Source organism: Methylobacterium sp. P1-11, from assembly GCF_008329595.1.
Classification (GTDB): Bacteria; Pseudomonadota; Alphaproteobacteria; order Rhizobiales; family Beijerinckiaceae; genus Methylobacterium.
Map to the genome: position 1 here is coordinate 55,848 of NZ_NPKS01000036.1, position 9,670 is coordinate 65,517.

Genomic DNA, 9,670 nt, shown 5'->3' on the forward strand with positions numbered 1-9,670 from the left:
TTCTCATGATCCGCTCGTTTCGCGCGGCGCTGGCGCTCGCCTGCGTTGCCCCCTTCGCCGTGCTCGGCGGCTGCAATCTGACGGCCTCTCAGGAGCAGATCCAGGCTGCCATCAACCCCGCCGCTATCGCGGTCGGCTCGCTCACTCCGGCCAATCTCCAGGCTGCCGGCATCAACTCACCTCAGGCGCAGGCGTTCGCCACGAAGGTCCAACAGGTGGCGACCACGGCTTGCTCGTTCGAACCGAGCTTTGAGGGCATCGCGGCGCTCGTGGCTGCTGCCTACCCGCCGGCTGCCCCTGCTATCTCCGTCAGCAAGATCGCTGGCCTCGCCTGCACCGCCTACAAGCAGCGCCTGACCACGGCCTACACCGCCCTTGAGGCCCCGAAGAAGGGGACGACCCCAAAGCCCCCGGCCAAGCCCGAGCCGAAGCCCGGCGATCCCGTGGATGGCGTGATCAACATCAACGGCCAGACGATCGTCGTCCCCGGCGTGAAGAAGTGAGCCGCGCCATGGCTCGCCGCTACGCCATCCCTGTTCCGTACACGACCTCATTCAGCGACGGCATGAAGATCGAAATGGCTCTCGGCATGCCCGAGGTCCAGACCGCGTTGAAGCGTCTGAGGCCGGCCCTTGTCGAGAAGCTGAAGCGCGTCGGCCCGATGCATCACGAAACCTTCAGCAAAGCCGAACTCGACAGCATCCCGGCGGACCTGTGGGACCGCCTTGCCTCCCATCTAGGTTGAGATAACATGGACGCACAGACGAAATCTTCGATCCGGATCCTTCTCCTCGTTGGCCTGACGTGGCTCGGAAGCCACGGCTACGGCAACGCGAAGGATCTCGCGACCTTTACTGACCCTTCCGTGATCGAGGCGTTCCTTAGCCTGCTCGGCGTCGTCGGAACCGCGATTTGGGGCCTATGGGACCGCCGCCCGCACGGCATCATCAAGGACGCAGCCGCACTCCCGCAGGTCGATGCCGTCGTGACGAAGCCGAAGACGGCTGGCGAGATCCCGGTGGCGAACGTGGTCGGCTCCGTCGATGAGGCCTCCCGCGTTCCCGGCATCACGCAGGGCTAACCCACAGCCGCCGTCGCCCGGCCAAAGGCGATGCAGCGAGGAGCCGACTGTCAGCCTGGACAGCATTGCAGCCGGCTCCCCTAACCACAACCAACGCGAAGGTCCGCGCTAGCCATGGCTGAACGCACCCTGTGTCAGAACACCACCGCACGGCAAGCCTGAACGATGCTGATTACGGAGGCCTTCGCTCAAACGGCCGAAGCGACCAAAGCCGCCGCCCAGGCGGCCGACGTCCTCTTTCAGTACAAGGTGCTCGGCGCTTTCTGCGTGCTGCTCCTCATCGCGGTCGGCATCCTGTTCTGGCTGCTGGTCCGCTCCTGGGATCGCACCGGCAAGCTCACGGAACTGGCGACCGGCGAGGTATCCGCTCAGAAAACCGCAACACTGGCCCTCACGGCGACACTGGAACGCATGCAGTCCGCTCAGGCGGCTGCGGCCGAAGCCCTACGCGAGCAAGCCCACGAAACCGCGAAAGAGATCAGCGAAACGCGCCACGCGGTCGCAAACCACCATGCCGGGGTCAACGCCGTCGTCAACCTTCTCGTTCGTCATGACCGGGGAGCAGCATGATCGGGAGGCTCCTCATGTCATGGCTCTATCCGACGCGCGTCAAGACGAAGCTGGAGCAGTTCGAGGCCGCTATCGCCGAGAGTGGCGAAGCCCACGAGCAGGCCCAGAAGGTCGCCAGTGAGGTGGCCGCCTCGACCATCGAGGACCGGAAGAAGATCGAAGCCACCCGCCGTGAGATCCGCCGCCGCAGCGATCAACGGCTTGAACGACAGCGGCACCGCGCCGATCAGGAGCCGGGTCTCGCCGCTGCCATAGATGCCCTGAAGCTCTTGGAGCGTCGCCATTGACCCTCGCAGCCCGCTTCCGCCGGAGCCTCACGCTTTGGATCGGACTGGCCTCGGCGCTCTCGTATTGGATCGTGGCGCCGTTCCTACCGACCAACCTTCAAACCGAGTGGCTTCGGGTTTTCATGATCGTGTTCAGCGGGACCGCCATCGTGGCGTGGTTCCCGGCGTTCCGCGAGATCGTGCTTCGGCCGTCGCCCGTGTCCGCTCAGCAGAGCATCATGGGTCAGGTCATGTTCCTGACCGGGGTGTGCGGCGGCGCCATTTGGCTGCTCCTCTGGCGGATGGACGGGCAGCCGGCCTGGATGGTCAATTCAGACCTAAATGGCTTTTGGATTTATTTGGTATCCCTCGGCTGCTTCTATTCGCTGATCGCCCCCAAGGACATGGCCAAGGAGCCGCCTAGAACCCGCTGGGGCAGGGTGGCCTGGGCGTTCGTGATCAGCCTCGTCCTCGGCTTCGGGATCGTTCACATGAGACCCGACATCACCCCCGTGGTCGACTGGCTGAAGCAGCGGGTCTCTGAGGTCGCTACCAGCCCGGCGCACTCATCCCCGCTCCATAAGCCCTAGCCCCGACCCGCACCTCTCCTGGCGCTTCGTCGGGGAGATTGGAAGACATCAGGCCGCCCGGTTCGCCGGAGCGGCCTTTTTCATGGCCTGAAGCCGGGGAAGTGCTCTCCCGGCGCCGGCCGCCCATGCTTCAGGACGAAGCGGGCCTGTTCAGTCAGCATGGCAGCGGCTTCAGGATCAAAGGCCCCGCCGGTCCACTCCAGCAAGCCGCGCGAGGCAAGGGCGCGAACGGTTGGTCGCCGGATGCCCGTCCTGATCAGTTTGGCTGGGTCATCGGCCGTTCCCGAACCCCGAATTGAATAGACGTCGCCCGCTCGCGCCAACTGTCTCTGGCTGCCTCCGGCCAGCAGCAGGAGCACCCGCCTCTGTGTGTCGGAAATGCTGTGCCATGTCGAACGTGCCCCCTGCACGCCCGAGTCGATGTCCTTGATCTTCTGATCCAGTTGGTCCGCCAGTTCTGGACGGCCTTCCTCCCGAAGCATCGCCTTCACCCTCTCGGTGCGGTCGCGGCTCTCACGGTCCAGTTGCTGGATCAGCCGTTCCTCAGAGGCGAAATCTGGTCTCGGCACCTGTGTCTCCTGTATCTAGTTCTGATACCTGAAGGTTGGTGGGATCGTTGTGACCTGCTCACAGGTAGCCCCGTGAAGGGGAAGGGCAAAAGGCCGGAGCCTCCCAACACACCCTCACAGCGCTACCTGAAAGCAGGGGACTGAAGGCCGGAGCCGACCGCCGCTTACTGCTAGATCGCACTGCCGCCGGGGCGCGATCCTGAGAGTTCTTGAGGCCGGCGCCTCTGGTCCCGGGCTGTCTCTCTAAACAGGTGCCCGATGGCGTATGGACCGCCCATCCCTGGTCGCCATGTACTCCCACGCAGTCGCCTGCGCGTCCGCCGCCAGCGTCACGATACCGCCCAGCGTTGGGCTGATCGGCCAGTGCCCCGGCCACACACCCTACACGTGCAACCGGAGTCAGATTTGGGGAGGAGAAGGTCTGGAACTTCGGGGCGACTTGCGCTATTACCGGGTTCACAGACGGATGCCCTCGACAAGCTAATCCGTTTGCCGGCCCGGTTGGACTGCTAATCCGCCGGGCCACTTCAGAATGTACCGGTTCCGTTCGCGTGGTTCAACCCCTCGGTAGCCCTTGAACGACTGGAAATACAAAGCCCCGGCCAGCATAATCGCTGTGTCGGGGCTTTCCATTTCAGGCTTGACTCAGTCGTTCGCGATCAATGCAGAAAGCGCATCCGTCAGCGCCCTTGCGCAGATCCTTGCAGCTTCGACCCCTTCCTCTGGCGACAGCCGCCCGGTCTGAAGCCTACGCTCCCGATCGGCGCTAATGTAGACGTAAAGCGCGGACTTCCCGTGCGCGCCGACCACCTTGACGGCTTCCTCCAGGCGTTCGATCCGGAGCGGGAGGACGAGGCCGAGGGCGGTCATTGCAGCCGCGTCGTCGTCGGATCCATCAACCCCAGCCGGATAGCCAGGGCGAGCAGATCGCCATCCGATACCGTCTCGCCGTTCACGAGCCACATGGAGAGATCGTCGCCCCATGGTTGGACGTCATAGCCGGCCAGGACCAGGGCGTCTGCGGCTTCTTGAATAGCGTCATGGTCGTCGCTCATGGATTGAAGGTAGCGGGGGCTGATCGCGTGGGGAAGGGAGGATACCCCTCCGCCCTATTCAGCCTCAGAAATCGTCGCTCGTCGCGAGATCCATACAAGCCTCGTGCTCGTCGTCGGACAACCCAACGAAGCCCGCCGGGGCCTCGACGCCGTTGACGATCACCGGCCTCCGCCGCTGATTGTGGTGAGCGTCCTTGCAGAGCCGCCGCCCCTTGATGGGCGAGCAGAACCGTTGCGCGGGATGCTTCGCCCGGAAGTCCTGCCCACAATGCGCGCACACCATCACCACCTCCCGAGTTCGAATTCTTTCCCCTCCGCGCTGTTCACATGCCAGCGTCGGACAGGATCACGTTGAGGCGCGGCACCTCGTTGTGAACCTTCATGCCGTCGCCGAATGGCTGCTCGACGCAAATCTGAATGCCGCAGATCTCCTGCGTCACGCCTTCCGCCCGAAGCTTCTCGCGCAGCATGTCTGCCACCTCCGCGGGCGTGAAATAGACGAGGCTGGTGGTCCCTGGGTGCCGTTGCATGTTCGCTTCCTCTCGCGTTCGAAAGAGTTCCCGGCTGCCCTTACCCCTTCGCCCGTGCCGCTGACCGGAAGGGTCAGGCACGCGCTATCGTGTGGCCGCCAATGATCCTGCGGGCTAGTTCGCGTTGGTCATCGTCAATCACCCCGGCCTTGTCGTTGCGGGCCATCCGGTAGCCGTGCTCGAAGGCCATGCTTGGAAAGCCCGGCGGGGTCTGATTGCGGCAGCCCCACAGGTAGCCGTCAAGCATGTCGCTCTGCTCCTGGGGCGTTGCGTTGAGCGGGTCGAAAGGCGGCTGGTTGCTCACGGCGTCTCCCCCTCTACAGCGGCAAGGGCTTGGCGGGCGGCGGGCATCACCCATCGCTTGACCGGGAATGGCGTCGAGCAGATCGCGTCGATCCAGACGGCGAGGCCATCGGTCTTCTCGTAGCCGGCATCTCGCGAGCCCTGGAGCAGACCGGCCGCCACAAGGTCATCCGCATACTGCCGATGGATCGGCACGCTCAGCATGTGCCACTGCTCGGGCGAGACGTGATAGTGTAGGGCGATGTGGACGTGCAGCGGAGTGACGGCCATCGGCTAGCCCTCCTCGGTAGCAGCAGGGGAAGGATCGCCGCCGGCAGCGATCATCGTCACTTGATAGCCCTTCCTCTGGCAGAGCGCGTCCACGAGCTGCTCGGCGTCGTAGCCACGCATGACCTCGGCGATGTCAGCCCCGCACCACTCGCGGACGAAGGTGTTGGCAAGCGCCTGCCGGGCCCGGCCCTTCTGCGCGCTGTCTACCGTGCCGTAGCCAGGGCTCTTCGGGTCGAAGTCGGCGGCCGTTGCCATCACCTCGCCATTGCCCCTCGTCAGGATCGCGACCACTCCAGATGGTGTGCTCATCCTTCGGCTCCCTCTCTCGTCTCTTTCAGATCAGGAGGGCTGGGATCGGAGAGGGCAGCTTCCTTGATCGCGAGACGGCCATCCTCTGTTAGAACGGGGGTGACCATTCCCAGGCCGAACCAGCATGTTTTCTCGCCCCTCACGTAGAAGCGGCCATCCTCAAACTTCACCTCCAGCACCGCGAACTCCTTGTCAGGGTTCAGAACGGTCTGAGGGTGTGAGGATCTGACCAAAGCGCCGGGCATGGGAACCCAAGCCCAGCCGTGCTTTTCAGACGACTCGCGGATAATCATCTCGGCCATCACCGGTCTCCTTGGGACGGGGCTTCGGAAAGGGCAGAACGGGCAGCCGCTCGGAACCGGCTGACGGCGGCCATCAAGTCCTCAAGCGCATCCTCCGGCGGCCCACTCACGCACGGGAATGGCTTCAGGATCGTCCCCAGCGCCTTCTCCAGCCTCTCCATGCGGGCGAGGGCAGCGTCACGAGCGGCTTCGGTTTCCTCAAGCGCATGACCGAGCGCGGCATCCGAGTAGACCCGTTTGCAGGTGCCCCCGCGCTCCATGTCGGCGATGCAGGCGTTGTATGATCTCCGGAACTGATCCCGCTCTCGACAAGCCTCCTCTCTCCCGGCCTCGGCGGCAGAGAGACGGGAGAGGATCGCGGTGGTGAGGGCTGAGCGAACCTTGGCGACACTATCGCGGTCGACGAACGACCCAGCATACAGCTCAGCCTCAGTCTCTAGGTCCGAAATAGCCCTCGCAATCTCATCTGGGAGTTCCATGCCGGCGGGGGATGCGGTGGAGGGGCTAGACGCCATAGGGCGGCTCCTTCTCCATGATCGCGTCGAGCGTCTGCCGGGCGGCGTAGGTGTGCCCGTCGCCCATCTGTAGATCGGCCTTCACGGCGGACGCGTAGACCCGCCGGAGTTCGGTAGCGGCCTCCTTCATCAGGTCACCGACATAGGTAGACGCGAAAGGATCCGACCCGGCTGGGCAGGAAGGCCATTGCTCAAGTCGTGCAACCAAGTGCTCGCTCATACCCGCTTCCTTCCTATCGGCCATGGTGTGTCGCTCCTAGTTAAGCGGGGTCAGGCGGCCTTCGGCTTCCGGCCGCTCTCAAAATTCCAGCCGCCAAACTCGTTTTGAACGATGTGGAAGTGGACGCCCTCGACCGGCTTCGCGCCGTTGCTGAAGGCGAACCACTTCATCGCCGCTCTGCGAGCCTTGGCTTCGGTCTCGTGACCGCGGATGTTGGGCTTCGGCTCGGTCATCGCTTCTCTCCTATCTGTGGGGGAGGGTTAGGCACCCTTCTCGGAGCGGCACAGGAACCACACGCCAGCGACGTAGCCGGCGATGAGGGCTCCGATGGCTGCCGCACAGAAGCATCCGATCATGAAGCCGAGGATCGCGTCGGCCACCGCCATCCGCCCGTTGCTCGGCGAGAAGATTGAGGCCAGCAGCACGCCGCCCATCGGGATCACCGTCATCGCGTAGAGGACGATCAGCTTCATCGGGTTGAATTGGGTCATCGGGTCTTCTCTCCTTCGATCTGGTGAGAGAGGGAAAGGGGTTAGGCTCGGCCCGGCTTGTGACCGGCCTTCTCGGCGTCCAGTTCGGCCCGCATATGCGCGAGCCCCTTCGTCGTGATCCGAGCCTGCATGGCTTCCTGAAGTCGGCCATCAGGAAAGCGGATGAGGACCGGCAATTCGACCATCAGTCCGGCCGCGATCACGTGCGGCTGGACGCGGTAATTGTAGTCGTTGCCTTCCGCGTCCTCGCCCCGGTCGTTCACATCCACAATGAACGCCGACATCATGCCTCCTCCAGGCCGGGGATGCTCTTGCCGAGCTTCTTGGCGAGGTATTGAAGGCCCTTCGGCGTCACGTAGGTCTGATAGCGGGCCTTGTCGTCAACGACGGTCGCCTTGACCTCAAATATCCCCATCGTGCGGTACTGCGCGCGGGGGACGAGCGAACCGCCCTGGTAGAAGAGAAACTGCTGCTTCAGCCACCCGACGAACTTGTTGGGAGGCTCGATCAGGATCCGGCCGGCGTTCTGAAGCCCGAACAGGCCGTCCGCGTTCATGAAGCGGTCGAAGAAACCGGTCTTGGGCTTGTCAGCCTCGATCTTGGCCTCTGCGACTGCGGCGCGGCCTTGCAGTTCCTTGTTCACCTCAATGAGCTGAAGGGCGATGGCTGCAAGCTGGCCCGGATCGCGAACATCAACCGGCTTCGCCGCCGCGCCCTCAAGATCAATCCAGCGGTCAATAATCTTCTTCCGAAGCACCACGTCGTAGCCCGTCACGAGCGTGATGGTGTGCTCCTTGTCGAGCCTGAACAGGGTGATGTAGCCCCGAGCATCGCGCTCCCAGCTAACCCCCTGAAAGGATTGCGATGCCTGAGCATGGCTCACTTCTGAGCCATCGCCCAGCAGGCCGACGATGATGGCTTTTGCGTTCTCGCCGCAGAACTCTCGGTGACGCTGACGCCGGGTTTCAGGAGCCACTTGGTCAAGCCGGTCCTGTCCGTACAAACCGCCGAGCATCCCGCGGATGTCTCGAATGACGTTCTTGTGCTCCTTGCCGGTCAGTTCCGCGATTTCGCGGCTCGACATCGTGAGCGGCATCGCGCCGGGCGTGGGCAGTGTGCTATCGTTGCTCATCTGCGGCTCCTAGCCGTGGGTGACGGGATCGCCCTTGCGGGCGGCTTCGTGCGCGGCGGCGGGGGCTTGGTCGCCAAACTGCACCCCCGTCGTCGCTAGGGTCCTCTCCATCCGCTCTCGGACCGCTCGGACAATCTCTGCATTCTGACTGTTGCCGTATCGCTCAGCCTGACCGGCGACGAACGCCTTCAGGTCGGCCGGCAAGCGGATCTTCATCTGCTCGCCTTGACGCATGCTGCCTCCTCTGGAACCACGGTGGTACCGAACCACGGTGGTCCCTTGAAGTCAACACCACCGTGGTTCATCAAGCGGCATGAGCCGCGACGATCCCCAAATGAAGCTTCGCCTTCCCGAGGCGCTTCGTGACCGCATCCGAGATGCAGCCGATGAGAACGGCCGGTCTCTGAATGCCGAGATCGTGAATACGCTATCCCGGGCCTACCCCCGCGAAGGCGGCGCTATAGATTTTGCCAGAGACCTATTCGGCATTTATATGTTTCATGCTAAGCAAATGGGCCAGACCGATAGCGACCTGATCGAAGAGCTGTTTGAAGGTCTCTTCAACGAAATTAGGCAACTAGAAGAAATCAAAGATAACTACAACAAATTGACCAACGCGCCGGATCCTACCTGACGCCCGAACCTCCACCCCTCGGAAGCCCCTAGGGACGAGAACCAAAGCGCTTCCAAGCCAAGTCGCTTAGTTTCGCTCCTTCCCAGAGATCCAGGTGGGGAGGGAGATTAGGCCTCAGGCTCCGTGACGACCTTCAGCCAGGGCCTATCGACCGGCGAGGCGCTGAGCGCGTAGCGCCGCCTCAAGGTCAGGTCCCAGACTGGCATCCCAGACGAAGTCGATCCCGATCAGCCGGCGAGGCTTGCCGTTTCGCCATGCCTGCCGCTGGTAGGGCACGAGCGTGAAGCGCTGTGGTGTCGGCTTCATGATGGCATAGGCCAGCTTGTCGACGTTGGAGTTGCCGACCTCAGCGATCCAGTCAGCCTTCTCGCTGTAGACGTCGAACCGGCCGCCGTAGCCAGGCACCTCTTCCTCGGCATCCTTGGCACCATTCGCCCGCATCCACCGACAGGCGGCGTGCTTCAGGATCATATGCGCCGCGCTTTCGCGAGCGTTGGAGAAGGAGGCGACCTTCTTCTCGATCCGGGGAGACAGAGGCGGGATCGCCCGCATGATCATCCGCAGCCTGCCGGCCTCGATGAACGGCGCGAGGCTCAGGGAGGCGTTGAGCATCGAGCGCGAGCCCCAGCCGTCACGACCGCGCGTGAACAGCTCCTCCAGCCGGTAGCTCGTGTAACGCCAATATCGCTGCGGTTCCCATGAACCCGGATTGGCGTCCATCAGAACCCCCGAGGTTCACGAGAACCCCTGAGCACTTCTTTTTCTGAGGCTAAGTCATTGAGATAAATGGTGCTGCGAGAGAGGATTGAACTCTCGACCTCTTCATTACCAAT

At 63.3% G+C, this 9,670-nt stretch carries 24 protein-coding genes; 7 read left to right on the plus strand and 17 right to left on the minus strand.

Going from position 1 to position 9,670, the window contains the following annotated elements; translation table 11 throughout:
- Positions 1 to 5: 5 nt before the first annotated feature.
- From CIW48_RS27305 to CIW48_RS27330, 6 genes are all read left to right on the plus strand, one after another.
- Entirely contained in the window at positions 6 to 503 is a 498-nt protein-coding gene (locus CIW48_RS27305; RefSeq protein WP_149313563.1) for a hypothetical protein, read from the plus strand.
- A gap of 8 nt (positions 504 to 511) precedes the next feature.
- Entirely contained in the window at positions 512 to 745 is a 234-nt protein-coding gene (locus tag CIW48_RS27310; RefSeq protein ID WP_149313564.1) for a hypothetical protein, read from the plus strand.
- A 6-nt stretch (positions 746 to 751) separates the two neighbouring features.
- Positions 752 to 1,081 carry a hypothetical protein gene (locus CIW48_RS27315; protein WP_149313565.1) on the plus strand — a complete coding sequence of 110 codons (330 nt, stop codon included), beginning with the start codon at positions 752 to 754 and terminating at the stop codon, positions 1,079 to 1,081.
- A gap of 165 nt (positions 1,082 to 1,246) precedes the next feature.
- Positions 1,247 to 1,651 carry a hypothetical protein gene (locus CIW48_RS27320; protein WP_149313566.1) on the plus strand — a complete coding sequence of 135 codons (405 nt, stop codon included), beginning with the start codon at positions 1,247 to 1,249 and terminating at the stop codon, positions 1,649 to 1,651.
- On the plus strand, positions 1,648 to 1,938 hold the full coding sequence (locus CIW48_RS27325) for a hypothetical protein (RefSeq protein WP_149313567.1): 291 nt from the start codon (positions 1,648 to 1,650) through the stop codon (positions 1,936 to 1,938). The genes CIW48_RS27320 and CIW48_RS27325 overlap by 4 nt, the downstream gene beginning before the upstream one ends.
- A complete protein-coding gene (locus CIW48_RS27330) occupies positions 1,935 to 2,507 on the plus strand; it encodes a hypothetical protein (RefSeq protein ID WP_149313568.1) in 573 nt (190 codons plus the stop codon). Before CIW48_RS27325 ends, CIW48_RS27330 begins: the two co-directional genes overlap by 4 nt.
- 80 nt (positions 2,508 to 2,587) lie before the next feature.
- Here the strand turns inward: CIW48_RS27330 and CIW48_RS27335 are convergent, their stop codons facing one another.
- From CIW48_RS27335 to CIW48_RS33695, 16 genes are all read right to left on the minus strand, one after another.
- On the minus strand, positions 2,588 to 3,076 hold the full coding sequence (locus CIW48_RS27335; protein ID WP_149313569.1) for a hypothetical protein: 489 nt from the start codon (positions 3,074 to 3,076) through the stop codon (positions 2,588 to 2,590).
- A 645-nt stretch (positions 3,077 to 3,721) separates the two neighbouring features.
- Positions 3,722 to 3,946, minus strand: a complete 225-nt coding sequence (locus CIW48_RS27340; RefSeq protein WP_149313570.1) for a hypothetical protein — start codon at positions 3,944 to 3,946, stop codon at positions 3,722 to 3,724.
- Positions 3,943 to 4,131, minus strand: a complete 189-nt coding sequence (locus CIW48_RS27345) for a hypothetical protein (protein WP_149313571.1) — start codon at positions 4,129 to 4,131, stop codon at positions 3,943 to 3,945. Before CIW48_RS27345 ends, CIW48_RS27340 begins: the two co-directional genes overlap by 4 nt.
- A 64-nt stretch (positions 4,132 to 4,195) precedes the next feature.
- Positions 4,196 to 4,414, minus strand: coding sequence for a hypothetical protein (locus tag CIW48_RS27350; RefSeq protein ID WP_149313572.1), 219 nt, complete (start codon positions 4,412 to 4,414; stop codon positions 4,196 to 4,198).
- A gap of 40 nt (positions 4,415 to 4,454) precedes the next feature.
- On the minus strand, positions 4,455 to 4,601 hold the full coding sequence (locus CIW48_RS33550; RefSeq protein WP_173009420.1) for a hypothetical protein: 147 nt from the start codon (positions 4,599 to 4,601) through the stop codon (positions 4,455 to 4,457).
- 133 nt (positions 4,602 to 4,734) lie between these two features.
- Positions 4,735 to 4,965 carry a hypothetical protein gene (locus tag CIW48_RS27355; protein ID WP_149313573.1) on the minus strand — a complete coding sequence of 77 codons (231 nt, stop codon included), beginning with the start codon at positions 4,963 to 4,965 and terminating at the stop codon, positions 4,735 to 4,737.
- Positions 4,962 to 5,234, minus strand: a complete 273-nt coding sequence (locus CIW48_RS27360; RefSeq protein WP_149313574.1) for a hypothetical protein — start codon at positions 5,232 to 5,234, stop codon at positions 4,962 to 4,964. The genes CIW48_RS27355 and CIW48_RS27360 overlap by 4 nt, the downstream gene beginning before the upstream one ends.
- Positions 5,235 to 5,237: 3 nt before the next feature.
- Positions 5,238 to 5,543, minus strand: a complete 306-nt coding sequence (locus CIW48_RS27365; protein ID WP_149313575.1) for a hypothetical protein — start codon at positions 5,541 to 5,543, stop codon at positions 5,238 to 5,240.
- Positions 5,540 to 5,845 (minus strand): hypothetical protein, encoded by a 306-nt coding sequence (locus CIW48_RS27370; RefSeq protein WP_149313576.1) that lies wholly within the window; start codon positions 5,843 to 5,845, stop codon positions 5,540 to 5,542. Before CIW48_RS27370 ends, CIW48_RS27365 begins: the two co-directional genes overlap by 4 nt.
- Positions 5,845 to 6,360: a hypothetical protein gene (locus CIW48_RS27375; RefSeq protein ID WP_149313577.1), complete on the minus strand. Its 516-nt coding sequence runs from the start codon at positions 6,358 to 6,360 to the stop codon at positions 5,845 to 5,847. Before CIW48_RS27375 ends, CIW48_RS27370 begins: the two co-directional genes overlap by 1 nt.
- Complete coding sequence (locus CIW48_RS27380; protein WP_149313578.1) at positions 6,350 to 6,604, minus strand: hypothetical protein; 255 nt, start codon at positions 6,602 to 6,604, stop codon at positions 6,350 to 6,352. The genes CIW48_RS27375 and CIW48_RS27380 overlap by 11 nt, the downstream gene beginning before the upstream one ends.
- Before the next feature lie 26 nt (positions 6,605 to 6,630).
- Positions 6,631 to 6,813 (minus strand): hypothetical protein, encoded by a 183-nt coding sequence (locus tag CIW48_RS27385; protein WP_149313579.1) that lies wholly within the window; start codon positions 6,811 to 6,813, stop codon positions 6,631 to 6,633.
- 27 nt (positions 6,814 to 6,840) lie between these two features.
- The gene (locus CIW48_RS27390; RefSeq protein WP_149313580.1) at positions 6,841 to 7,071 is read right to left on the minus strand and encodes a hypothetical protein; all 231 of its coding nucleotides are present in this window, start codon (positions 7,069 to 7,071) and stop codon (positions 6,841 to 6,843) included.
- A 41-nt stretch (positions 7,072 to 7,112) separates the two neighbouring features.
- Positions 7,113 to 7,355 (minus strand): hypothetical protein, encoded by a 243-nt coding sequence (locus tag CIW48_RS27395; protein ID WP_149313581.1) that lies wholly within the window; start codon positions 7,353 to 7,355, stop codon positions 7,113 to 7,115.
- Positions 7,355 to 8,203, minus strand: coding sequence for a phage antirepressor KilAC domain-containing protein (locus CIW48_RS27400; protein WP_149313582.1), 849 nt, complete (start codon positions 8,201 to 8,203; stop codon positions 7,355 to 7,357). Before CIW48_RS27400 ends, CIW48_RS27395 begins: the two co-directional genes overlap by 1 nt.
- Before the next feature lie 9 nt (positions 8,204 to 8,212).
- Positions 8,213 to 8,437: a DNA-binding protein gene (locus tag CIW48_RS33695; RefSeq protein WP_197739381.1), complete on the minus strand. Its 225-nt coding sequence runs from the start codon at positions 8,435 to 8,437 to the stop codon at positions 8,213 to 8,215.
- 79 nt (positions 8,438 to 8,516) lie between these two features.
- Here CIW48_RS33695 and CIW48_RS27410 point away from each other — a divergent pair, with 79 nt between their 5' ends.
- Complete coding sequence (locus CIW48_RS27410; protein ID WP_149313583.1) at positions 8,517 to 8,837, plus strand: Arc family DNA-binding protein; 321 nt, start codon at positions 8,517 to 8,519, stop codon at positions 8,835 to 8,837.
- A 144-nt stretch (positions 8,838 to 8,981) separates the two neighbouring features.
- Here CIW48_RS27410 and CIW48_RS27415 read toward each other — a convergent pair whose 3' ends face one another.
- Positions 8,982 to 9,557, minus strand: a complete 576-nt coding sequence (locus CIW48_RS27415; protein ID WP_149313584.1) for a hypothetical protein — start codon at positions 9,555 to 9,557, stop codon at positions 8,982 to 8,984.
- Positions 9,558 to 9,670 lie beyond the last annotated feature (113 nt).

What these genes read in the sequence shown, in the direction of transcription:
- CIW48_RS27360 (WP_149313574.1), bottom strand. Translation starts at nt 5,234, where the DNA reads ATGGCCGTCACTCCGCTGCACGTCCACATCGCCCTACACTATCACGTC.
- CIW48_RS27340 (WP_149313570.1), bottom strand. Translation starts at nt 3,946, where the DNA reads ATGACCGCCCTCGGCCTCGTCCTCCCGCTCCGGATCGAACGCCTGGAG.
- CIW48_RS27315 (WP_149313565.1), top strand. Translation starts at nt 752, where the DNA reads ATGGACGCACAGACGAAATCTTCGATCCGGATCCTTCTCCTCGTTGGC.
- CIW48_RS27325 (WP_149313567.1), top strand. Translation starts at nt 1,648, where the DNA reads ATGATCGGGAGGCTCCTCATGTCATGGCTCTATCCGACGCGCGTCAAG.
- CIW48_RS27395 (WP_149313581.1), bottom strand. Translation starts at nt 7,355, where the DNA reads ATGTCGGCGTTCATTGTGGATGTGAACGACCGGGGCGAGGACGCGGAA.
- CIW48_RS27380 (WP_149313578.1), bottom strand. Translation starts at nt 6,604, where the DNA reads ATGGCCGATAGGAAGGAAGCGGGTATGAGCGAGCACTTGGTTGCACGA.
- CIW48_RS27370 (WP_149313576.1), bottom strand. Translation starts at nt 5,845, where the DNA reads ATGGCCGAGATGATTATCCGCGAGTCGTCTGAAAAGCACGGCTGGGCT.
- CIW48_RS27390 (WP_149313580.1), bottom strand. Translation starts at nt 7,071, where the DNA reads ATGACCCAATTCAACCCGATGAAGCTGATCGTCCTCTACGCGATGACG.
- CIW48_RS27415 (WP_149313584.1), bottom strand. Translation starts at nt 9,557, where the DNA reads ATGGACGCCAATCCGGGTTCATGGGAACCGCAGCGATATTGGCGTTAC.
- CIW48_RS27400 (WP_149313582.1), bottom strand. Translation starts at nt 8,203, where the DNA reads ATGAGCAACGATAGCACACTGCCCACGCCCGGCGCGATGCCGCTCACG.
- CIW48_RS33550 (WP_173009420.1), bottom strand. Translation starts at nt 4,601, where the DNA reads ATGCTGCGCGAGAAGCTTCGGGCGGAAGGCGTGACGCAGGAGATCTGC.
- CIW48_RS27310 (WP_149313564.1), top strand. Translation starts at nt 512, where the DNA reads ATGGCTCGCCGCTACGCCATCCCTGTTCCGTACACGACCTCATTCAGC.
- CIW48_RS27410 (WP_149313583.1), top strand. Translation starts at nt 8,517, where the DNA reads ATGAGCCGCGACGATCCCCAAATGAAGCTTCGCCTTCCCGAGGCGCTT.
- CIW48_RS27320 (WP_149313566.1), top strand. Translation starts at nt 1,247, where the DNA reads ATGCTGATTACGGAGGCCTTCGCTCAAACGGCCGAAGCGACCAAAGCC.
- CIW48_RS27305 (WP_149313563.1), top strand. Translation starts at nt 6, where the DNA reads ATGATCCGCTCGTTTCGCGCGGCGCTGGCGCTCGCCTGCGTTGCCCCC.
- CIW48_RS27375 (WP_149313577.1), bottom strand. Translation starts at nt 6,360, where the DNA reads ATGGCGTCTAGCCCCTCCACCGCATCCCCCGCCGGCATGGAACTCCCA.
- CIW48_RS27350 (WP_149313572.1), bottom strand. Translation starts at nt 4,414, where the DNA reads ATGGTGTGCGCGCATTGTGGGCAGGACTTCCGGGCGAAGCATCCCGCG.
- CIW48_RS33695 (WP_197739381.1), bottom strand. Translation starts at nt 8,437, where the DNA reads ATGCGTCAAGGCGAGCAGATGAAGATCCGCTTGCCGGCCGACCTGAAG.
- CIW48_RS27385 (WP_149313579.1), bottom strand. Translation starts at nt 6,813, where the DNA reads ATGACCGAGCCGAAGCCCAACATCCGCGGTCACGAGACCGAAGCCAAG.
- CIW48_RS27365 (WP_149313575.1), bottom strand. Translation starts at nt 5,543, where the DNA reads ATGAGCACACCATCTGGAGTGGTCGCGATCCTGACGAGGGGCAATGGC.
- CIW48_RS27345 (WP_149313571.1), bottom strand. Translation starts at nt 4,131, where the DNA reads ATGAGCGACGACCATGACGCTATTCAAGAAGCCGCAGACGCCCTGGTC.